Source organism: Stenotrophomonas sp. SI-NJAU-1, assembly GCF_020883215.1.
GTDB lineage: Bacteria > Pseudomonadota > Gammaproteobacteria > Xanthomonadales > Xanthomonadaceae > Stenotrophomonas > Stenotrophomonas indicatrix.
Window position 1 is genome coordinate 2,138,444 of sequence record NZ_CP086598.1, and the last position, 21,491, is coordinate 2,159,934.

Sequence of the window (21,491 nt, forward strand, 5' to 3'; positions counted from 1 at the left end):
GGGCATTGCCCGGCACTGGCAGCAACGACAGGGCGGCGCAGGCCGCCCTTGTCGTGTCAGCGCCTTACCGGCTGCGTTGGCGGGCCATGCGCTGGAAGGTGGCAGCTTCGAGGGGTTCGATCCGCTCGACCGTGCAGCTGGCACGGTCGGTCTTCAGTACGCTGCGGGAGCCGGCGCACAGCTGGTTGCCTTCACCCTGGGTTTCAAATGCCAGCCGCCGCGAGGTCACGGCGCTGCTGCAGGAGGCTTTGAACACCACGCGGTAGTGCTGGTCACCATTGCGCAGCAGCACATCGCGATCAGCGCCGGCGCGGACGATCTGCTGGTCTTCGCTCAAGGCAATGCAGCTGTCACCGGCGCTTGCCGACGGCGTGTCGGCGGCCTGGGCGGCGGGTGCGATCAGGGCGGCAGTGCCGAGTACCAGGGCGGCGAAGCCAGCGGGCAGGGAGGTCACGTTCATGGCAGGGGCAGGGGGTGGCGATCCGGACTGGATCGGATGCCACGATGACGCCGCCGCTGCGAATGCGAATCTGCCGCAAGCATGGCTGACCGATGTCACGGTGCATTCGGTCAGGGTGCCGTCCGGCAGGGCCGGATTGCAGGCATGACAAAAGGCCAGCGTCCAGGGCTGGCCTTGTCGAGGTGGCGCAACGCGCCAGCCGCTTACTTCATTCGGTAGGTGATACGACCCTTGGTCAGGTCGTACGGGGTCATTTCAACCTTGACCCGGTCACCGGTGAGGATGCGGATGTAGTTCTTGCGCATGCGGCCGGAGATGTGGGCGATGATTTCGTGCCCATTTTCCAGACGAACGCGGAAAGTGGTGTTCGGCAGCGTCTCGCTGACGGTGCCCTCGAACTCGATGGAATCGTCTTTCGACATGTAGTCCTGTGCGGTTCAGAAAACGGCCACGCTGGGCCTAAGGCGCAGCATTTTACGCGTCAAACGCCCAGCTTGCAAAGATTGTGTTATTCCCCGGCAAAATCCGCTGCCGGCACGCGCCCGACGAGCCGGGTCCAGGCGCCTTCCCGGCCCGGCGCCTGTACCGCGCTGCGGACCTGCTGCAGAAACGGCGCGCGCGGCAGATGCTCGGCGCCCATGCGCAGCAGATGCGGATTTTCCACCTGCGCGTCGATCAGTGGCCAACCCCAGCCGTGCAGCGTGCGTGCCAGTGCGGCCAGCGCCACCTTGGAGCCGCCACTTTCGCCACTGAACATGCTTTCACCAAAGAACATCTCGCCGATGGCCACGCCATAGATGCCGCCGACCAGTGTCTGCCGATCCCACACCTCGAAGGAATGTGCGAAACCCAGGTCGTGCAGCTGGCTGTAGGCATCCACCATCGCCGGGCTGATCCAGGTGCCGTCCTGGCCGGGGCGGGGCGCGCTGGCGCAGGCACGCATCACCTGGCTGAAGGCGGTATCGGCGGTCACTTCCCAGCGGTTGCCGCGCAGTTGCCGGCGGAACCTGCTGCTCAGGTGCACGCCGTCGGTACGGAACACCATGCGCGGGTCCGGCGACCACCACAGGATTGGCTCGCCTTCGCTGAACCACGGAAAGATGCCACCGGCATAGGCGTTGAGCAGGCGCAGCGGATGCAGGTCGCCGCCCACCGCAAGCAGGCCATCGGGTTGGCGCAGCGCTGTCTCGGCCGGCGGGAAGGGGGCATCCGGCGCATCGGCCAGGCGCCAGGGCAACTGACGGGTCATGCCGGCATTGTATTCGTCGTGGCGATGCGCGATGTCTGGCACCATCACGCACTACCGGCAAGGAGCCCCGCATGAGCGATCCGATCACCGCCATCCTCGATGCGCACGATGCGCCGAGCAAACGCAATGACAGCCTGGCCATGCTGTTGACCCTGGCCAGCGAAGACCGTCCCCAGCTTGGCGCGCTGCTGCTGCGGGCGCTGGACCGCCGCTCGCCCAGCTCCACCTTCCTCGACACCGCCCTGGATCTGCTGCCGGACGAGGCTGTCGCCCCGGTCTGTATTGACGCCTGGCGGCGCTATCGTGACGGCGAGCGCGGCGAGCTGCTGACCAGCGTGCTGGAGTTTGCCAGCTACCAGGCGCCGCACACGCTGCAGGACGATTGGGAGGCGCTGCTGGAGGTCGCCATCGAGGATCACATCCAGCTGGCCTCGCAGGTCTGGCAGGCATTGCCACCGTCGGTTGCGACTGACTGGGCGCATCGGTTGACCGAGGCAGACGACGATCGCGAACTGGAGCGGGCCAAGGCAGTGCTGCTGGCCACCCAGCCGGAGACCCATGCCGCCGCCCGTGGCTACCTGGCCGACTGGAACGATCTGGATGCCGAGGTCTGGGCGCACTGGGCGGGCTTGGCCGATGGCCCGCGTCTGCGCCATCTGCATGGCCGGCAACCGCTGCACCTGCGCTTCGGGCGCGAACAGCATCGTGCACAGGTGGCCGAAGAGCCTGCCTGGCGCAAGCGGATCTGGCGGCTGCATCCCACCTGGAATGGCGGCCAGGTGCTTCACGCCGGGCGCGTGGGCGGGCTGCTCGATGCCTTGTGCGGCAGCTGTCATGCGCCGCTGCAGCGTCTGCTGCAGTCCGATGCTGCGGCGCTGCAGCCGGACGCGGAGGGTGAGGTCACGCTCGGGCTGTGCCTGGACTGCTGTGGCTGGGAAGACCCGCCCGTGCGTTTCTATCGGCACGATGCAGAAGGCATGCCGAGCTGCCACCCCAGCCAGCACTGCCAGGTGCCGATCAATCCCACCGACAGCGGCGACCTGCTGCAGGCCGAGGTGGGTCTTGCCGCGATGGACGGCCATCGCTGGCAGCAGCAGGACTGGGGCCAGTCCAATCACCGGCAGAACCTGTCGCGGGTGGGTGGCGCACCGAGCTGGGTGCAGAGCGCGCACTACCCGGCGTGCATCGATTGCGGCGAGCAGATGCCTTTCGTGATGCAGCTGGACTCAACGTTGCCGACCACCAATGAAGGCATGTTGCTGTGGGGTAGTGGCGGCATGCTGTACAGCTTCTGGTGCGCGAAGTGCCGGGTGAGCGGGCACTTCTGGCAGTGCACCTGAGCGCAGCACCCCTGCCGTTGCCGTGGTAGATGCCAACCTTGGTTGGCACGCTTCTCCGAGACTACGGCTCCGCACGAAACGGGCCATGCCCCTGCAGCTCCTGCTGGTAGCGCCGCACATCCCGCCGCTCCTGCCGGCACCAGTCGCGCAGTGCCTCGGCAAATTCCGCATCGGCCACCCAGTGCCGGCTGCGCACGATGGCGGGCAGGAAGCCACGTGCCAGCTTGTGCTCGCCCTGCGCACCCGGCTCGAAGCGGGCCACGCCCTCGCGCAGGCAGTACTCGATGCCCTGGTAGTAGCAGGCCTCGAAGTGCAGGCCGGGCAGGGTGGCACCGCCCCAGTAGCGGCCGTACAGCGTGTCGCCACCGCGCAGGCACAACGCGCCGGCGATGGGGGTGCCGTCCTGTTCGGCCAGGAACAGCACCAGCCCGCGTCCCAGTGAAATCGCCAGATGGCGCAGGAACGCTTCGGTCAGCGCCGGCGCATTGCCGTATTCGAGGAAGGTCTGCAGGTAGAAGCGGTACATCGCCTGCAGATCGGCGCGGGTGGCCTCATCGCCATGCACCACCCGGAAGCTGATGCCCTGGCGGCCGACCTTGGCGCGCTCCTGGCGGATGTTCTTGCGGTGTTTGTGGTCCATCGCACCCAGGAACTGTTCGAACGTCACCCAGTCACCCGGGTTCTGCCACTGGAACTGGATGTCCTCACGCAGCAGCCAGTCGTCGTCGAAGATCGTTTCGTCAGCCGCCGTGTGGAAGTTGATGTGTGCTGATGACACATCCAGCGCGGGCAACTGTTCGCGCAGTGCCGTCAGCAGGGCGGTGCGCTGCGCATCGTCGCGGGCCAGCAACCGCGGGCCGGTCACCGGCGAGTACGGCACCGCGCCGAGCCACTTCGGATAGTAGTCGCGCCCGTGCCGCGCATAGGCATTGGCCCAGGCGTGGTCGAACACGAATTCACCATGGGAATTGGTCTTCAGGTAGCCGGGAATGGCGCCGACCAGGGCATCACCGTCCCACAGGGTGAAGTGCTGCGGCTGCCAGCCCCAGTCCTCGCGCAGGCAACCGTAGGTTTCCAGGCCGGACAGGAAGGCGTGGCTGACGAATGGATTGCGGCCATCGTGCAGGGCGTCCCAGGCCGTGGCGGGAACGGACTGCAGGGAGTCGAGGAAGCGGGCGGTGGGCATGGGAGAAAGGATAGGGCAGGTGGGATGTGAGCTGGGTTTACGTAACCGGTCCGGTTTGTTGCGGGCTCAGTCGTGCTTGCCAGGCATGGCCTGGCACTGCTGAAAGGAAAAGGCCGACGCTTTCGCGTCGGCCTTCCCGGTCAACCACACCTCGACGCTGCAGAAGCCAGCCTCAGCTGGCCTTGCCCTGTGCATCCAGGTAACGCTCTGCGTCCAGTGCGGCCATGCAGCCGAAGCCGGCCGAGGTGATCGCCTGGCGGTAGTGCTGGTCGGCCACGTCGCCGGCGGCGAACACGCCTTCCACCGAGGTCTGGGTGGCGTTGCCGCCCAGGCCCGAACGGATTTCCAGGTAGCCGTTGTTCATCGCCAACTGGCCGTCGAACAGCTGGGTGTTCGGGTGGTGGCCGATGGCCACGAAGAAGCCGTGGGCATCGATGTCGCGGGTGCTGCCGTCCAGGGTCGACTTCACGCGCACGCCGGTCACACCGGCCTCGTTGCCCAGCACTTCCTCCACCTGGTGGTGCCAGACGGTTTCGATCTTGCCGGCTTCAACCTTGGCGAACAGCTTGTCCTGCATGATCTTTTCCGCCTTCAGGGTGTCGCGGCGGTGGACCAGATAGACCTTGCGGGCGATGTTGGACAGGTACAGCGCTTCTTCCACGGCGGTGTTGCCGCCGCCGACCACGACCACGTCCTGGTCGCGGTAGAAGAAGCCGTCGCAGGTGGCGCAGGCGGACACGCCGCGGCCCTTGAACTCGTCTTCGGTCGGAATACCCAGGTACTTGGCGGTTGCACCGGTGGAGATGATCAGGGCGTCACAGGTGTACTCGTGGCTGTCGCCGATCAGCTTGAACGGGCGCTGCGACAGGTCTGCGGTATGGATGTGGTCGAAGATGACCTCGGTCTCGAAGCGCTCGGCGTGGGCCTGCATGCGCGCCATCAGGTCCGGGCCCATCAGGCCATGGGCGTCACCCGGCCAGTTGTCCACTTCGGTGGTGGTCATCAGCTGGCCACCCTGCTGCAGGCCGGTGATGACGACCGGCTTCAGGTTGGCGCGGGCAGCGTAGACGGCGGCAGTCCAGCCGGCCGGGCCGGAACCGAGGATGACAAGACGCTGGTGGCGGGAGGGCAGGCTGGTGCTCATGTAGACTCGCGAAAAGGTAGATGGGACAAGGCGCGGCGATGTTTGCACGGCATCCTTGGCTGGTCATAGAGTGGCGGCTGGGGCAGGGCGATTCAAGCCGATGAACAGAACGCCGTCATCCATGGGCGGTTTTGGGGCTTGTCCCTGCCCATGCGGCAACGGATAACTGAAAACTGACGCCGTCTCGTTTATTATCAAACACTAACAGCGCATTCCAAAGGTATGGTCTAAGGTGGCGAAGCAGGTCCCCGAACGCTCCAGGTCCGACGACAAAAAGGCATCGCGTCGCTCGGCGGCAGCGGCCACGACCGACAACCCACGCCGTCAGCGCCTGTGGCGCGACCTGGGTCTGATCGCCATCGCGCCGGCGCTGCTGTATCTGGCCGCCAGTCTTTTCACCTATTCAGCTACCGATCCGGGCTGGTCGCACACCGGCAGCGTGGTTGCGCCGGTGCACAACATGGGCGGCCGCGCGGGCGCGTGGATCGCCGATGTGCTGCTGCAGCTGTTCGGCTACATCGCCTTCCTGCTGCCGGTGGTGCTGGGCGCGCTGGCCTGGATCGCGATGTTCGGCCTCAAGCGTGAGAGCAAGGGCGAGAACGATCTGGACCCCGCGTTGCGGCTGGTCGGTCTGGTCGGCTTCCTGATCGCCGGCACCGGCTTCCTGCACGTGCGCCTGTTCAGTGGCGATGTTTCCAGTGCCGGCGGCATCCTCGGCAAGCTGGTCGGCAATTCGCTCAGCGTGGGCTTTGGTGCGCTGGGCGCGAACCTGTTCGTGCTGGTGCTGCTGCTGGCCTCGATCACCCTGGCCACGGGCCTGTCCTGGTTCGTGGTGATGGAGAAGATCGGCCGCGGCGTGATGTCGCTGGCGCCATTGCTGGAGCGCAAGAAGGAGCAGGCCACCGAATGGCAGCAGACCCGCGCGCTGCGCGAGGAGCGCCAGGAAGTGCGCAAGGCCGATGCCGAAGTGCGTGCCAAGCGCGAACCGGTGAAGATCGAGCCGCGTCCGGAGCCGGTGATCGAAAAGAGCGACCGGGCCAAGCGCGACAACCAGATCCCGATGTTCCGTGGCGTCAATGGCGACGGCTCGGACCTGCCGCCGTTGGCCCTGCTGGATGATCCCAAGCCGCAGCCGATCGGCTACGACAAGGACACCCTCGACGCGCTGTCGCGGCAGATCGAGTTCAAGCTCAAGGACTTCCGTATCGAAGCGCAGGTGGTCGGCGCCAATCCCGGCCCGGTCATCACCCGCTTCGAGATCGAGCCGGCACCGGGCATCAAGGTCAGCCAGATCAGTTCGCTGGACAAGGACATCGCCCGCGGCCTGTCGGTCAAGTCGGTGCGCGTGGTCGATGTGATTCCGGGCAAGTCGGTGATCGGCCTGGAAATACCCAACGTCACCCGCGAGATGATCTACCTGTCCGAGCTGCTGCGCTCGAAGGAATACGACAAGTCCGCCAGCGTATTGACCCTGGCGCTGGGCAAGGACATCGCCGGCCGCTCGACCGTGGCCGACCTTGCGCGCATGCCGCACCTGCTGGTGGCCGGTACCACCGGTTCGGGCAAGTCGGTGGCGGTCAACGCGATGGTGTTGAGCCTGCTGTTCAAGGCGTCGCCGAAAGATCTGCGCATGCTGATGATCGACCCGAAGATGCTGGAACTGAGCGTCTACCAGGGCATCCCGCATCTGCTGGCGCCGGTGGTCACCGACATGAAGGAGGCCGCCAACGGCCTGCGCTGGTGCGTGGCCGAGATGGAGCGCCGCTACAAGCTGATGAGCGCGGTGGGCGTGCGCAACCTGGCCGGCTTCAACAAGAAGGTGAAGGACGCCCAGGACGCCGGCCAGCCGATGATGGACCCGCTGTTCAAGCCGAACCCGGAGCTGGGCGAGGCGCCGCGCCCGCTGGAGACCCTGCCGTTCATCGTCATCTTCATCGACGAATTCGCCGATATGATGATGATCGTCGGCAAGAAGGTCGAAGAGCTGATCGCGCGACTGGCGCAGAAGGCACGTGCGGCCGGCATCCACCTGATCCTGGCCACCCAGCGCCCGTCGGTGGACGTCATCACCGGCCTGATCAAGGCCAACATCCCCACCCGCATCGCCTTCCAGGTCAGCTCGAAGATCGATTCGCGCACCATCCTCGACCAGTCCGGCGCCGAGACGCTGCTCGGTCACGGCGACATGCTGTACCTGCCGCCGGGCACGGCGATGCCCGAGCGTGTGCACGGCGCCTTCGTGTCCGATGAGGAAGTGCATCGCGTGGTCGAGCACCTCAAGGCAATGGGGCCGGCCGACTATGTCGACGGCGTGCTGGACGAAGTACAGACGATGGGCGATGGCGTGGTGGTCGGTGCGACCGGCCTGCCGGAGACCAGTTCCGGCGGCGGCGATGAGTCCGACCCGCTGTACGACGAAGCGCTGCGCGTGGTCACCGAGACCCGCCGCGCGTCGATTTCCGGTGTGCAGCGTCGCCTGAAGATCGGCTACAACCGCGCGGCGCGACTGATCGAGGCCATGGAAGCGGCCGGTGTGGTCAGTCCGCCCGAGCACAACGGCGACCGCACGGTGCTGGCACCGCCGCCGCCGAAGTAAGCCAAGCCCTGCCGCACTCCCGACGTCCAAGGAACCGACGCATGCTTCAACCCGTTTCCTGCGCGCTGGCGCTGGCCTGCCTGCTGGCAGCCGGCCCGGCGCTGGCCGACGCCGCCGCGACCGCTGTACCCGCAGTCGCGCCGCCATCCACCGGCGGCGATGCCGAGGCCAGCAACAACTTCAGCTTTGTACGTTATCGCGCCGACTACCAGGTGCGCGCCGATGCCGGCAACGTGCAGACCGAAACCTACGAGATCCTGCTCAAGACCAAGGCAGCGGTGGAGCAGTTCAGCCAGGTGCGGCTGAGTTACAGCGAGAAGATGGAAACGCTGGATGTGGTCAACGCCTATACGCTGACCGCCGACGGCCAGCGCCGCGAAGTGCCGGCCGACCGCATCTACACCCAGGAAAGCTATTCCAGTGCCTCGGCGGCGATGTATGCCGACCGCAAGGTGCGGGTGATCGTGTTCCCGAACCTGGCGCCGGGTACGCGGCTGTTCTACCAGGTGCGCCGGACCCAGCTGACGCCCTATTTCCCGGGCTACTTCGGCCTGTGGGAAACCTTCAATGTGTTCACCCAGTACGACGATGCCGAAGTGACCCTCAGCGCGCCGGCCAATCTGCCCATGTTCGTGGACAGCCGTGGCGTGCAGGGCAGTGACCGGCCGGTGGTGAAGAACGGCCAGGCGCAATGGCGCTGGCGCTACCAGCGCCGCGAGCCGATGCAGGCGCAGAACTGGTCGGCGGCGGTGTGGGAGTTCGGGCCGAACATCATGGCCAGCACCTATCGCGACTGGGCGCAGATGGGCCGCGCCTATCAACTCAAAGCAGGGCCGGCCGCACAGGTCACCCCGGAGATCCAGGCGCTGGCTGATGAAGTCACCGCCGGCATCAGCGGCCGTCGCGCGCAGGCCGATGCGCTGTACCGCTGGGTGGCGCAGAACATCCGCTACGTGGCGGTGTACCTGGGCAATGGCGGCCTGGAGCCGAACAGTGCGCAGAGCATCCTCGACAACCACTATGGCGACTGCAAGGACCACGTAACGATCCTCGAGGCCCTGCTGGCGGCCAAGGGCATCACCAGTTCGCCGGTGCTGATCGGTGCCGGTGGCGGCCCGACGCTGCCGAAGATTCCGCTGCTGGGCCGCTTCAACCACGCCATCACCTACGTGCCCGAGTTCGACCTGTACCTGGATTCGACCAGTGCCTGGGCGCGCTTCGGCCAGCTGCCCGACGGTGACCTTGGCGCGCCGGTGCTGCACACCCGTGATGCCACCCTGGCGCGCACGCCGGCCAATGATCCGCAGCGCAACGCCACGGTGATGGATGTGCGCTTCACCTTCGACGCGCAGGGCAACCTGCGTGGCGAGACGGTGCCGCAGTTGAGCGACAACGCCGAGATCGGCATGCGTGCGCAGTTCGCCCAGCTCAACGCACAGAACCGGGCGCGCGCTGAAGAATCGATCATGGCCGCGTCCGGTTTCGATGGCCGCGGCCAGCTGCAGCTGCAGGGTGTGCCGGTCGACCTGACCCGGCCGTTTGGCTATCGCATGGCGTTCCAGGCCGAGGACTACGTGGACTTCGACGTGGCCGGCGGCATGGCCGTGCCCGATCCGCCCGGTGGTGAATCGGTGCGCGGGCTGTATGCCAGCGCCTCGGCGCCGGACAACGAGACGCCGTTCTACTGCAATGCCAGCCTGCGCGAGGAAACCTATCGCCTGCAGTTCCCGGCCAATGCCCCGATCATCGCGATTCCGCGCAGCCAGCGCTTTGCCAATGCGGCCGGCGAGTACCGGGTCGACTGGAGCCGGCAGGGCCAGGAGGTTACCGTGCATCACCGCCTGCAGCAGAACGCGGTGCGCGGCGCCGAGGCGTTGTGCCAGCCGCAGGACTATGCCGCGTTCCGCGCACTGTTCCGCGAGGTACGCCGCGGCTTCCGTGGCCAGGTGCTGTACGGCAAGCTGCCGGCCGCTGGCAGCTGAATCGCCGATCAGCGATCAGGGCGTCATAATGGTGTCCTGATCGCCCATTCATCTTTCGCCGGGCACACTGGCACCCAACTTTCCTGGCCGCGCGCCCACAGGATCCCTGCATGAACCTTCGCCTCCGCCGTTTCCTTGCCACCACCACCCTGGCCGTGGCCTGCGCCGTTGCCGGCAGCGCCTGGGCCGGCGCCCGTGATGACCTGAAAACCTTCACCACCGGCCTGAAGGGCCTGGATGGGCAGTTCAGCCAGCAGGTGTTCGACAGCCGCGGCAAGGTCAAGGAATCCACCAGTGGTCGCGTCGCTTTGTCGGCACCGCGCCTGTTCCGTTGGGAATACGTGCGCCCGCACGAGCAGCTGATCGTGGCTGACGGCAAGAAGGTGTGGATGTTCGAGCCGGATCTGGAGCAGGCGACCGTGCGCGAGCAGGGCAAGGAAGAGCAGAACAGCCCGCTGACCGCGCTGATCAACCCGGCACTGCTGGAGCAGCAGTACGACGTGAGCGAAGAGGCTGCCACCCGCGATGGCCTGCAGTGGCTGTCGCTGTCGCCGAAGCGCGAGACCGAAGCCAGCTTCCAGTACGCCGCGCTGGGCTTCAACGCGCAGGGCCTGGCGAAGATGGAGATCACCGATGCCGTGGGCCAGCGCACTGTGATCAGCTTCAGCGGCTGGAAGCGCAACCCCAGCTTCGCCGCCAACACCTTCCGCTTCACCCCGCCGGCCGGTACCGACGTCATCGGCAACTGATCGCGGTCGCCGGGCATGGCCCGGCGCTACCGCTTTTGGCAGGTGTCAACCTTGGTTGACATGCTTTTGATCTGCCGGCCAGCGGCCGGCACTACCGATTGCCGCAGATTTCCGATCCGCCGAGCATGGCCCGGCGCTACCGCCCTTGGTAGGTGTCAACCTTGGTTGACATGCTTTTGATCTGCCGGCCAGCGGCCGGCACTACCGATTGCCGCAGATCTCCGGTCCGCCGGGCATGGCCCGGCGCTACCTGCTCTGGTGGGTGCCAACCTTGGTTGGCACGCTCTCGCGGTACAATGAGCACGTGCCAAGACATCGCTCCACTTCATTCCCCGGCCCTGATCTGCTGAGTGTCGATCGGGAACACATGCGCCCGCTGGCCGAGCGCATGCGCCCCCGCACCCTGGATGAGATGGTCGGGCAGAAGCGTCTGCTCGCGCCAGAGAGCGCGTTGCGCCGTGCCGTCGAATCCGGGCGCGTGCATTCGATGATCCTGTGGGGGCCGCCCGGCTGCGGCAAGACCACGCTGGCGCTGTTGCTGGCTGAATACTCCGACGCCGAATTCCGTGCCATTTCCGCCGTGCTGTCCGGCCTGCCGGAGGTGCGCCAGGTGCTGGCAGAGGCCGCGCAGCGCTTCGCCGAAGGTCGCCGCACCGTGCTGTTCGTCGATGAAGTGCACCGCTTCAACAAGGCGCAGCAGGATGCGTTCCTGCCGCACATCGAGCGCGGCACCATCCTGTTTGTTGGTGCAACCACCGAGAACCCGTCGTTCGAGTTGAATTCGGCGCTGCTGTCGCGTTGCCGCGTGCACGTGCTGGAAGGTGTTTCGCCAACCGACATCGTCGAAGCGCTGGAACGTGCGCTCGGTGATCGCGAGCGCGGGCTGGGCGAGGAACGCATTGAAGTCGCGCCCGAGCTGCTGCTGGAGATCGCCACCGCCGCTGATGGCGACGTCCGCCGTGCGCTGACCCTGCTGGAAATCGCCGCCGAGCTGGCGGGCGGGGAGGGTGGTCGCATCACCCCGCAGACACTGACCCAGGTGCTGGCCGACCGTACCCGCCGCTTCGACAAGGGCGGCGAGCAGTTCTACGACCAGATCTCGGCGTTGCACAAGTCCGTGCGCAGCTCCAATCCCGACGCCGCCTTGTACTGGCTCACGCGCATGCTCGACGGCGGCTGTGATCCCTCGTATCTGGCGCGCCGGCTCACCCGCATGGCCATCGAGGACATCGGCCTGGCCGATCCCCGCGCGCAGAGCATGGCGCTGGAAGCGTGGGACATCTACGAGCGGCTGGGCAGCCCGGAAGGCGAGCTCGCCTTCGCGCAGCTGGTGCTGTACTTGGCCAGCACCGCCAAGTCGAATGCCGGCTATGCCGCCTTCAACCAGGCCAAGGCCGATGTGCGCCACAGTGGTACCGAAGAAGTGCCACTGCACCTGCGCAATGCACCGACCAAGCTGATGAAGGAGCTGGGCTACGGCGCCGAGTACCAGTACGACCACGATGCCGAGGGCGGCATCGCGCTGGACCAGACCGGTTTCCCCGACGCGATGGGCGAGCGGGTGTATTACAACCCGGTGCCGCGCGGGCTGGAGATCAAGCTGAAGGAAAAACTGGATCGCCTGCGCGCCGAGCGCGAGGCGGCGAGGGCGGCCAAGGGCGCGTAGTCGTCTGCGTGTGGCAAGGCGGCGCATTGCTCCGCTCGCATGCATTTGGCAGACTGCGCGGCTTGTTTTTCAAGGAACGATGCCGTGCAGGAAATGATTCTGCCGTTGAAGCGCTACGCCCAGTTCGAAGGCCGCGCCAACCGCCGCGAGTACTGGATGTTCCAGCTGTTCCTGCTGCTTGCGGGAGCCGCGGTATGCGTGATTGCGCTGACAGTGGCGCTCGTTGCCGGCCTCGTGCTGGACGCCGATTCCAGCTGGATGGCCGGGATCACGATCGGCGCGGTGGCACTGGTGGGTGCGCTCTGGCTGGCCACGATCGTGCCGCTGATCGCGGTGACCGTGCGCCGCCTGCATGACTGCAACCAGTCAGGGTGGCTGTACCTGCTGGCGCTGGTGCCGGGCGGTGGCGTGGTGATCCTGATCTTTGCGCTGCTGCCGGGTACGCCGCAGGACAACCCGTACGGTCCGGTGCCCGCCGGCCCCTGAGTCAACGGGTTTCGGCCCGATGCAACGAAGCCGGCCCAGGGCCGGCTTCGTCGTTTCTGCGTTGCTGTCAGCAGTGCCAAGCTGATTACTGCAGAACGCAGTCGCCCAACGCCAGATAGTCCGATCCCGAACTGAACTGCAGCGTGCAGCTGGCGGTGAAGGTGACGCCGTCCTCCATCGCTGCAAGCTTGGCGTTCTGCTCGTCGTCGGAGGCGGTCAGGCGGGCCAGCACCTGGCCATCCTCATCGCCTGCCTCAAGGACCGGCTCGCCCTGCAGGTTGCTGGAGGCGCCCAAGCTCACTGCCGTGAACTGTACGGTCTGGTTGAGTTCTTCCAGCCCGAGGGAGGAATAGCCGGCCTCTTCATAGGCCGAATACAGCCCGGCCAGGCTCGGCGCGGCATGGCCGGCCAGCGGGGCGAGAAGGCCGGCGACGAGTGGGATCAGTGCTTTGTGCTTCAAGGGGTTCTCACAATCATGGGATCCGATCCCATGGCGGTTGTGGAGCTGATGGGCAGGGACCAGGCTGGCACCCGCAAGGGCGGGGCGATTCCTGCGCCCCGATGGCAGGCAAAGTAGATGAACCCGGACTCCTGGTGCAAGCGCTGGCGTACGCACTGTCGCGCGCGTGATACACAGCGTGACGTTTGATCGATGTGATAATCATTCGCGTTTGAGGTAGACTGCGGTCCCTTGTGAACCGGTGGCCGTGTGCCGCTTTCGCCGTCACTGATGAAGTCTTCCGTCCTGCCTCCGCGCCGTGGCCCGCTGTTGTCCGGCCTGGCCGCCTTGATGATGGGCCTGCTCCTGGCTACCCCGTACGCATACGCGCAGCAACGCAATCCGCTGCAGAAGATGGGCCAGACCGCGCTCGATGCACCGGCGGCCAGCTATCGCTTCGAGCGTTTCGTGATCGACAGCCCCGACCAGCAGCGCCGCTGGCGGGTGAATGTGGCGATTCCGGCCAAGGTCCCCAGGGCGCCATCGCCGGTGCTGTACGCACTGGACGGCAACGCCGTGGCGATGGTGCTGGACCAGCCGCTGCTGGCCGAGCTGGCCGCACGCAAGGCGCCGCCGGTGCTGGTGCTGATCGGCTACGACAACGACCTGCGCATCGATTCGGCGTCGCGCACCCGCGACTACACCGCATGGATCGATCGCGCCGATGACGAAAGCGGCAGGACGCAGGCTGTCGGCGGCGGCGCAGCGGCCTTCCTGGACATGATCGAGCGTCGCATCAAGCCGGAAGTGGAACGCCGCGCCAACATCGATCGCCAGCAGCAGGCCCTGTGGGGCCATTCGCTGGGCGGCCTGTTCGTGCTCAGCAGCCTGTACACCCGTCCGGCCGCCTTCCAGTACTACCTCAGTGCCAGTCCGTCATTGTGGTGGAGCCAGGGTGCGCCGCTGGGTGATATCGAGCAGCAGTTCGTGCAGAACGTGCATGGCCAGCCAGCAAAGGTGTGGCTGATGCTGGGCGGTGCCGAGCGCGTCGGCGACCGTGGCAAGCGCGACATGAGCAATCCGCGCGTGGTCGCGCATCTGCGCCGCATTGGTGGCGCCACCCCGGATGCGGCGATGCAGCTGTCCGAGCGCCTGGGCAAGGTGCCGGGGCTGAGCGTGCGGTACCGCGAGTTCCCGGGCCTGGGCCATGGCCCGATGCTGCCCGCGTCCTTCCACGCGGCGCTGCACGAGCTGTACGGCGTGAGCGACCGCAGCGCCGCCGACGGCCCGCCGGCCGGTGGAGACAACGCCGCCGAATGACCCCCTCGCACGGCAGTGCCGTGCGACCCCACTACCCAGGCGGACTGTCGATGTGCAGCGGCCAAGGCAACCGATGAATCCCGCGCCACCAGGCGCGGCCTACGTGTGCAAGGAGCCTTCCATGTCATTCCGTCCGTCTTTCCGCCTCACTTCCCTGGCCGCCGGCCTGCTGCTGGCAGTGACCGCCAGCGCACAGCCGGTGTTCGACCAGCCGGCCAGCGCTACCTTCAAGGGCCAGGTCATCTCACGCGGTGAGAACGTGGTTCCCGGCAGCACCGCCGATGTCACCGGCCGCGGGTTCGTACCGGGCCAGCAGGTCAGCCTGCTGCGTGGCGATACCGTGCTCAACAGCCAGCCGGTGGTGGTCGATGCCGATGGCAACTTCAAGACCCAGCTGGCCATTCCGGCCGACGCCGTGCCGGGCACCCATCCGGTGGTGGTGCGCGCCAGCCAGCCGGCCGCCGCAGCCGTGCTGAAGCTGCGTGTGTCGCCGCAGCTGCCGCTGTCGGGCCAGGCGAAGTTCGCCACCCAGTCCAACAAGCTGGTACCCGGCCTGTACCAGTCGGCCTACAGTGCTGCCAGCAATGCCGTGTTCGTGACCTCGGCCGTCGGCCGCCCGCCGGTCACCCAGTCGCAGCTGCTGAAACTCGACCCGAAGTCGCTGAAGGTGACCAAGGCCATCACCCCGGCGCAGGTGCCGGGCAGCACCAACGGTGCGGTGTTCGCGGTGTATGGCGTGGGCGTCGATGATGCCAATGGCAATGTCTGGGTCAGCAACACCCGCCAGGACACCGTGGCTGTCTATCGCCAGGCGGATCTGTCGCTGGTCCACCAGTTCCCGGTCGGCGCCGTGCCGCACGCCCGCGACGTGGTGGTCGACAGCACGCACGGCAAGGTGTTCGCCTCGGCCGCCGGTGAAGACCATTTGTCGGTGTTCGATGCGAAGACGCTGAAGGCACTGGAGCCGATCACCCTGGCCTCCGGCGTGGACGACGAGAAGTTCGTGCCGATGAGCCTGGTGCTGGATGAGCCCAGCGGCAAGCTGTTCACGGTCAGCATCGGTACGCCGGAAGCGGCGGTGATCGATGTGGCCAGCGGCAAGGTCGACAAGGTCATCGACCTGGGCAATGCGATCAGCGCTTCGGGCGTTGCCTTCGATGCCGAGCGCAACCGCCTCTACGTAGCCTCGCAGGGCACCGACAACCTGCTGATCGTCGACGTGGCCAGCGGCAAGGTCGTGCACGACGTGCCGGTCGGCGCCGGCGCACTGAACGTGGCCTTCGATGCGAAGAGTGGCCTGGCCTACGTCACCAATCGCGGTGCCGGCACTGTCACTGCCGTCGACCGTGATGGCAAGGTGGTCGGCAACCTCGATGGCGGCACCTTCCCCAATCACGTCCGCGCCGATGGCAAGGGCAATGTCTTCGCCGTGAACAAGTCGCGTGGCGCTGAAGATCCGAAGGGTGACCGCATCACCCGCATCAGCCTGCGTCAGCTGTAAGCCACAGGGCAGGGCGGCACCCCGCCGCCCTGCCAGCAAGGAGAATCTGCATGAACATCGCTTCCCGCCTGCGCCAGTGCGCGCTCCCGATTGCCGTTTCATTGATGCTGGCCGCCTGTGGCGACAAAGCGCCGCCGTCTGCCGGCAACCCAGACGCAGCAGCACCGGCGGCCGCCACCGCCAAGGCGGGAGCACTTCCCGCAGGTTGGCAGCGGGTGGCAGGCAACGATGTGCCGACACTGCCGGGGCAGCAGGCGGTGCTGCCGAGCAAGGTGCACTCCGACGATGGCGCCGATGTGGAGGTGGATGACAGCAGCCGGATCATTGCCGGCGGTGACGACATCATCGCGGTGATCGAGGCGCTGGGCTTGGGCAAGCAGGTGTTCGCCGCGCCGACCAACACCACCACCGAGGCAGGCCTGGCCGCACCGCACCAGTTCCTGTTCAACCGCACGACCGGCGTGGAGGGGGTTCTCAGCCTGCAGGGGTCGCTGTTCATCGGCAACAGCCTGCGTCGCCACACCGAACTGGCAAAGAAGCTGCGCGAAGTGGGCGAGCCTGCAGTGGTGATCGATGACCTGCAGCCGGCGCCGGACAAGGTGCGCAAGATCGCCGCCGTGCTCGGCGTGGCCGACGCAGGGCAGACCCTGGCCACGCAGGTGCAGCGCCAGCTGGATGAGGCCGCCGCGATCGGTAAGGGCCTGGCGCATGCGCCGCGGGTGATCCATGTGTCGGCGACGGGAGCGGGCGGTGCGCCCACCGTGGCCGGTGCCGACAGCGCATCGGCCAAGCTGATCGCCCTGGCCGGCGGCCTCAACATCGGCACCGAGGCCGGCGTGGCCAACTATTCGCAGCTGAGCAATGAAGGTGTGGTCGCGGCGGCACCGGACGTGATCCTGGTGACCGAGCACGACCTGCAGCTGTTTGGTGGTGCCGAAGGCCTGTGGAAGGCCTACCCGACGCTGAAGCAGACCCCGGCCGGACAGGCCAACCGGGTCTGGGTGATGCCGGATGCGCAGTTGAAGTACGCCAGCATCGGTTCCGGTGCCGGTGCATTGGCCCTGGCGCAGGCGCTGGCGGCGCTGCCGAAGGCATGAGCCCTGCGGATCGACGCCGCCGTCGCGGGCGGACGATGTTGTTGATTGCGCTGCTCGCGCTGCTGGGCGCGGTGCTGGCATCGTTCGCCGTGGGGCCGCTGCGCTTGCCGCCGCTGGAAGTGATGCAGGCACTGGCGGTGAAGCTGGGCCTGCTGGATCCGCAATCGGTCAGCAGCCGTGACCTGGCCGTGGTCTGGCAGCTGCGCATTCCGCGTGCGTTGCTGGGGGCGATGGTTGGCGCCGCGCTGGCGATGGCCGGTGCCAGCCTGCAGGGACTGTTCGGCAATCCGCTGGCCGATCCGGGCATCGTCGGTGTCAGCCAGGGCGCCGCGCTGGGTGCCGTGGCGGCGATCGTGCTGGGCGCTGCGGGTGCAGCCGGCTGGCTGGTGCCGGTGGCGGCCTTCGGCGGCGGTGCCGCCGCGATCGGGCTGACCTACGCGCTGGCGCGGCCGGGCAAGGGCAGTGGCAATGCCACGCTGTTGCTGGTGGGCATTGCGATGGCCGCGTTCTGTTCGGCACTGATCGGCTTCCTGACCTACATCGCCAACGAAAGCGAGCTGCAATCGCTGGTGTTCTGGCAGATGGGCTCGCTGGCGCGCGCGAACTGGGCCGACGTGGTGGCGGTGCTGCCGCTGTTCGCCATCGGCGCGTTCGCACTGCATCGGCTGGCCACGCCGCTGGACATGCTGGCGCTCGGCGAGCGCCAGGCACAGCATCTGGGGCTGGACGTGGCGCGTACACGGCGCCTGCTGGTGGCCTTCAGTGCGCTGCTGGTCGGCGCGGCGGTGGCATTCGCCGGCTCGATCAGTTTCGTCGGCCTGGTGGTGCCGCACGTGGCGCGCCTGCTGGTTGGGCCTGGCCACCGCTGGCTGCTGCCGTTGTCGGGGCTGCTGGGTGCACTGCTGATCGTGGTGGCCGACACTGCGGCGCGCACCCTGGACCCGCCTGCCGAGATTCCGCTGGGCCTGTTCTCCGCCGCACTGGGCGCGCCGTTCTTCCTGTGGCTGGTGCTGCAGCAGCGCCGCAAGGCGGCGGCATGAGCGCCTTCCTGCAACTGCGCGACGTGGTGGTGCGTCGCCAGCAGCGCGAGATCCTGCATGGCATCACCCTCGCATTCGAGCCGGGCACGGTGACGGCGCTGGTGGGGCCCAACGGTGCTGGCAAGTCGACCCTGCTGGGGGTGGCGGCTGGCGATCTGCGTGCCGACGGTGGCGATGTGCAGCTGCATGGACGTCCGCTGCGCGACTACAGGGCCGGACCGCTTGCGCGCGAACGTGCGGTGATGCCGCAGGAGCACGGCGTGCGCTTCGCCTTCAGCGTGGAGGAAGTGGTGGCGATGGGGCGCCTGCCGCACCCGCCGGATCCGCAGGTGGATGAGGCTCAGGTGGAGCGGGCGATCGATGCTGCCGAGCTGCAGGCGCTGCGCCTGCGCGAAGTGCAGCAGTTGTCCGGCGGCGAATCGGCGCGCACCACGTTCGCGCGCGTGCTGGCACAGGACACGCCGTTGCTGCTGCTGGATGAGCCTACGGCAGCCTTGGATCTGCGCCACCAGGAGCGCACCCTGCGCAGCGTGCGTGCCTGCGCCGAGGGCGGTGCGTGCGTGATCGTGGTGCTGCACGACCTCAACCTGGCGGCCGGCTACTCCGATCGCATCGTATTGCTGGAGCAGGGCAGGGTGGCCGCTGACGGCACGCCTTCGGACGTACTGACCGAGGCCCACCTGCAGCGCGTCTACCAGCAGGACGTGGTGGTGCTGCAGCATCCGCGCCGAGGTGTGCCGTTGGTGGTGGTGACCTGATTGCTGGGCTTTGTCGCAAATGGCCTCCGATGGTTCAGGGTGACGTATGAATTCGATGATTCTCCTCTGCAGGAGAAGTGCGGCTGAGCTCGCTCGAGCCGGGCCTCGCCCGGTGCACCCCCTTTGCGCCATCGCTGGTGGGCGGCGCTCCGGGTTGCGCTGAAAGTCATAGTCACTTGAACATTAGCTGTTCCAGACGCAGGCGCCTATATGTTCACATTTGGCAGGGAACACGAAATCAAGCATGCGGCTCAGTGCCACACCAAAGAAGGTGAGCTGCAGATTGTGGTTGACATCATCAACGCCATCCACGATTTCAAGGAAGGTGTCGTGCCGATCGAGACAGTGATCAAATTCATTAGCAGAGGTTTGGTGGAGGGGACTGCTGGGACTTGGGAGACGGCCGGCAGTTGGCTCTGTAAGCTGAATCATGCGTACCCAATCACAGAGTGCGCTTGGATTGAACTCGCTTCCCACTCCGCAGCCGCAGTTCGTTTCCGCGTGGCGTGCCATCTGATTGACATGCCAAAGCCGCTCGCCGCTCGCTTGCATTCGGTATTCGTACAGGACAGGAGTGCTCGGGTCAGGGCGCACGCCGAGGAGAACTGGGACTATCGGCAGCACCCGGAGAAGTATTCCTGATCCCGGCGAAACCGATCGGCAGCGACCTGGTGAGGCCTTACTTTCAGACTAGTTGCATGGAGTCGGGTTCAAGGTGAATGGATAGTTTCTGGATCTCTACAGAAATCTCCTCCCGCCATGAAAGTTCTAGTCGCCGTAATCCTGCCGGCCATCCTGATCTGCTTGCCCGGCTGCGATCTGGAGCCGGCTGAGCGTAAGCGGGCACAGCACTCCTGCAGAAGCCAACTGGATAGTGAGCGTGACGCATGTGCGGACGTTGCCTCGGAGGCGTTGCTGCAGGTCAGGGTGAGGCGAGAGAAGCGATTCCAAGCACGGGATGACTGCTCCATGACGGCAACCCGAGGCGCGGAGGTCGACATTTCGTTCTTCTCCGCATTGCTGAATCCACTGGATTACCCGACTTCCCAACGCACGGGAGGTGTAGCTCGATTGCGGATGCACGTGGATGCCTCTGGTCAACTGCAAACTGTGGATATTGTTCAGTCCAGTGGCGACGCAGCGCAGGATGCGGCCGCAGTCGAACGCGTGTGGGACTGGTGCTATGTGCCCGCACATCGCGATGGCTTTGATGCGGGGGGCTCGGTTGAGCATGTCTTTTCCTTCGAGACGGATGAGTCATAGGCGCCTCTCCGCAGATATGGAGCGCCCGCAGTCGGCGTATCATTGCCAGCTCGTTTTTTTCAATGGAATGGCTGATGAATCTCTCCCGCCCGCGCTGCGCTCTGTTTGTCGCCTTGATCGGCGTTGTTGGCGCCGCAAGCGCCGCTGCGACCACCAAGGTCTCGCTGATGACAGCGTCCGAAGAGGCGTCGCTGATTGAGACCCGCCATTCAACCGGCGAGGGCGCAGCGGTTTCATCGTTCACCACCGAGTACTTCGCCAATGGTGAGATCTCGATGGCCTGGGAGGACAAGCGCGTGCTGCTGTTGTGCAAGAAGGCGGCCTATCTCAACCTGCCCGGCATGAAACCGGACGCCAGCAAGCTGTCGGTCGAGCAGCGGCAGATGGTGGCCTACGAGGCGATGATGGCCGGCTTCGGCGGCATTGCTGCGCTGGGCTCGGTCACCGGCGAGTCGGTCGAGGTTGCCGTTGACGGCACTGAGACGCGTCGCCCCGGCGAATCAAAGTGGGCCTACGGCGTGGAGCGCTACGAGGTGGCCACCCAGCGCATGCCGGATGGCGCCCTGCGTGTGCGCGTACGCAAGCAGGCGACGGTCAACAACGCAAAACCCTCCTCGCCTGACGACACCTTCAGTACCGACGAGGACCAGGCCGCACGCCTGGCCGAACTGGCACCGACCGGCAGCTGGACCGAAGTGCTGATCCATGGTGGTCCGCGCAAGCCGCGCACCGACCCGGCGATGTCGCTGAAGGGCTGGGTGTCGACCGTCGAGCAGCACGCGGCGACCGTGGGCGATGCCCGCCGGCTGCACGACTGCAAGTAATTCGCCTGACGACCTGGGTTGCAGCCACCCATGGGGTGGCTCTACTTCGGGGCTCATCGTTCCATCCATGTGTGCAATATGCACTTGCGCGCCAGACTGACAGGTCTAGAATGCGCCACATGAACCGGATGCCGCTCCTGAAGTTTTTCACCCTGACCCGCGCAAGCGCGGAACGGGCGTGTCTGCCTGGAGCCCTACGAGTCCGCTGATCGCGGCCTTCGCTGGACCATCCACAGAGCGCCCTCCGGGGCGCTCTTTTCGTTTCCGTCCCCATCCCTCAACCCGCTCCACCGCAAGGAGAACGTGCCATGCACCAGATCGCCGAGACCGAACGCTAGCCGCACACGCCGTTGCCAACCGGCGTGTGCGGCCCCCGAAGTTGGCCCAGCAG

20 protein-coding genes are annotated in these 21,491 nt (G+C 66.4%); 14 read left to right on the top strand and 6 right to left on the bottom strand.

The window, feature by feature from the left end:
- Positions 1–64 precede the first annotated feature (64 nt).
- From LMF57_RS09880 to aat, 3 genes are all read right to left on the bottom strand, one after another.
- Positions 65–460, bottom strand: coding sequence for a hypothetical protein (locus tag LMF57_RS09880; RefSeq protein ID WP_208081590.1), 396 nt, complete (start codon positions 458–460; stop codon positions 65–67).
- A gap of 203 nt (positions 461–663) precedes the next feature.
- Positions 664–882 (bottom strand): translation initiation factor IF-1, encoded by a 219-nt coding sequence (infA, locus tag LMF57_RS09885; RefSeq protein ID WP_005409596.1) that lies wholly within the window; start codon positions 880–882, stop codon positions 664–666.
- 86 nt (positions 883–968) lie between these two features.
- Positions 969–1,709, bottom strand: coding sequence for a leucyl/phenylalanyl-tRNA--protein transferase (aat, locus tag LMF57_RS09890; protein ID WP_208081593.1), 741 nt, complete (start codon positions 1,707–1,709; stop codon positions 969–971).
- A 71-nt stretch (positions 1,710–1,780) separates the two neighbouring features.
- Between aat and LMF57_RS09895 the strand changes: the two genes are divergently transcribed.
- Positions 1,781–3,049, top strand: coding sequence for a hypothetical protein (locus tag LMF57_RS09895; RefSeq protein WP_229291305.1), 1,269 nt, complete (start codon positions 1,781–1,783; stop codon positions 3,047–3,049).
- 61 nt (positions 3,050–3,110) lie between these two features.
- Here the strand turns inward: LMF57_RS09895 and LMF57_RS09900 are convergent, their stop codons facing one another.
- Positions 3,111–4,235: a GNAT family N-acetyltransferase gene (locus LMF57_RS09900; protein ID WP_229291306.1), complete on the bottom strand. Its 1,125-nt coding sequence runs from the start codon at positions 4,233–4,235 to the stop codon at positions 3,111–3,113.
- A 172-nt stretch (positions 4,236–4,407) separates the two neighbouring features.
- Positions 4,408–5,379 carry a thioredoxin-disulfide reductase gene (trxB, locus tag LMF57_RS09905; RefSeq protein ID WP_099818427.1) on the bottom strand — a complete coding sequence of 324 codons (972 nt, stop codon included), beginning with the start codon at positions 5,377–5,379 and terminating at the stop codon, positions 4,408–4,410.
- A gap of 232 nt (positions 5,380–5,611) precedes the next feature.
- Between trxB and LMF57_RS09910 the strand changes: the two genes are divergently transcribed.
- The 5 genes from LMF57_RS09910 (at position 5,612) to LMF57_RS09930 (ending at position 12,858) form a co-directional block, all read left to right on the top strand.
- Positions 5,612–7,975, top strand: coding sequence for a DNA translocase FtsK (locus tag LMF57_RS09910; protein WP_117310385.1), 2,364 nt, complete (start codon positions 5,612–5,614; stop codon positions 7,973–7,975).
- Positions 7,976–8,016: 41 nt separating this feature from the next.
- Positions 8,017–9,957, top strand: coding sequence for a DUF3857 domain-containing protein (locus LMF57_RS09915; protein ID WP_229291307.1), 1,941 nt, complete (start codon positions 8,017–8,019; stop codon positions 9,955–9,957).
- A gap of 110 nt (positions 9,958–10,067) precedes the next feature.
- Positions 10,068–10,706, top strand: a complete 639-nt coding sequence (gene lolA, locus LMF57_RS09920; RefSeq protein ID WP_229291308.1) for an outer membrane lipoprotein chaperone LolA — start codon at positions 10,068–10,070, stop codon at positions 10,704–10,706.
- A 367-nt stretch (positions 10,707–11,073) separates the two neighbouring features.
- Positions 11,074–12,372 (top strand): replication-associated recombination protein A, encoded by a 1,299-nt coding sequence (locus LMF57_RS09925; RefSeq protein WP_229291309.1) that lies wholly within the window; start codon positions 11,074–11,076, stop codon positions 12,370–12,372.
- Positions 12,373–12,456: 84 nt separating this feature from the next.
- Complete coding sequence (locus tag LMF57_RS09930) at positions 12,457–12,858, top strand: DUF805 domain-containing protein (RefSeq protein WP_080148804.1); 402 nt, start codon at positions 12,457–12,459, stop codon at positions 12,856–12,858.
- 85 nt (positions 12,859–12,943) lie between these two features.
- On the opposite strand, the gene LMF57_RS09935 is transcribed toward LMF57_RS09930, so the two are convergent.
- Entirely contained in the window at positions 12,944–13,318 is a 375-nt protein-coding gene (locus LMF57_RS09935; protein WP_229291310.1) for a hypothetical protein, read from the bottom strand.
- Positions 13,319–13,588: 270 nt separating this feature from the next.
- Between LMF57_RS09935 and LMF57_RS09940 the strand changes: the two genes are divergently transcribed.
- From LMF57_RS09940 to LMF57_RS09975, 8 genes are all read left to right on the top strand, one after another.
- On the top strand, positions 13,589–14,617 hold the full coding sequence (locus tag LMF57_RS09940) for an alpha/beta hydrolase-fold protein (RefSeq protein WP_229291311.1): 1,029 nt from the start codon (positions 13,589–13,591) through the stop codon (positions 14,615–14,617).
- A 121-nt stretch (positions 14,618–14,738) separates the two neighbouring features.
- Complete coding sequence (locus LMF57_RS09945; protein ID WP_229291312.1) at positions 14,739–16,118, top strand: ATP-binding protein; 1,380 nt, start codon at positions 14,739–14,741, stop codon at positions 16,116–16,118.
- A 50-nt stretch (positions 16,119–16,168) separates the two neighbouring features.
- A complete protein-coding gene (locus tag LMF57_RS09950) occupies positions 16,169–17,215 on the top strand; it encodes an ABC transporter substrate-binding protein (RefSeq protein ID WP_229291313.1) in 1,047 nt (348 codons plus the stop codon).
- The gene (locus LMF57_RS09955) at positions 17,212–18,255 is read left to right on the top strand and encodes an iron ABC transporter permease (protein WP_025877218.1); all 1,044 of its coding nucleotides are present in this window, start codon (positions 17,212–17,214) and stop codon (positions 18,253–18,255) included. Before LMF57_RS09950 ends, LMF57_RS09955 begins: the two co-directional genes overlap by 4 nt.
- Complete coding sequence (locus tag LMF57_RS09960; RefSeq protein WP_229291314.1) at positions 18,252–19,013, top strand: heme ABC transporter ATP-binding protein; 762 nt, start codon at positions 18,252–18,254, stop codon at positions 19,011–19,013. Before LMF57_RS09955 ends, LMF57_RS09960 begins: the two co-directional genes overlap by 4 nt.
- Positions 19,014–19,223: 210 nt before the next feature.
- Positions 19,224–19,655 (top strand): hypothetical protein, encoded by a 432-nt coding sequence (locus LMF57_RS09965; RefSeq protein WP_229291315.1) that lies wholly within the window; start codon positions 19,224–19,226, stop codon positions 19,653–19,655.
- 117 nt (positions 19,656–19,772) lie between these two features.
- The gene (locus LMF57_RS09970; RefSeq protein WP_229291316.1) at positions 19,773–20,276 is read left to right on the top strand and encodes a TonB family protein; all 504 of its coding nucleotides are present in this window, start codon (positions 19,773–19,775) and stop codon (positions 20,274–20,276) included.
- A gap of 74 nt (positions 20,277–20,350) precedes the next feature.
- The gene (locus LMF57_RS09975) at positions 20,351–21,100 is read left to right on the top strand and encodes a hypothetical protein (RefSeq protein WP_229291317.1); all 750 of its coding nucleotides are present in this window, start codon (positions 20,351–20,353) and stop codon (positions 21,098–21,100) included.
- Positions 21,101–21,491: the final 391 nt, after the last annotated feature.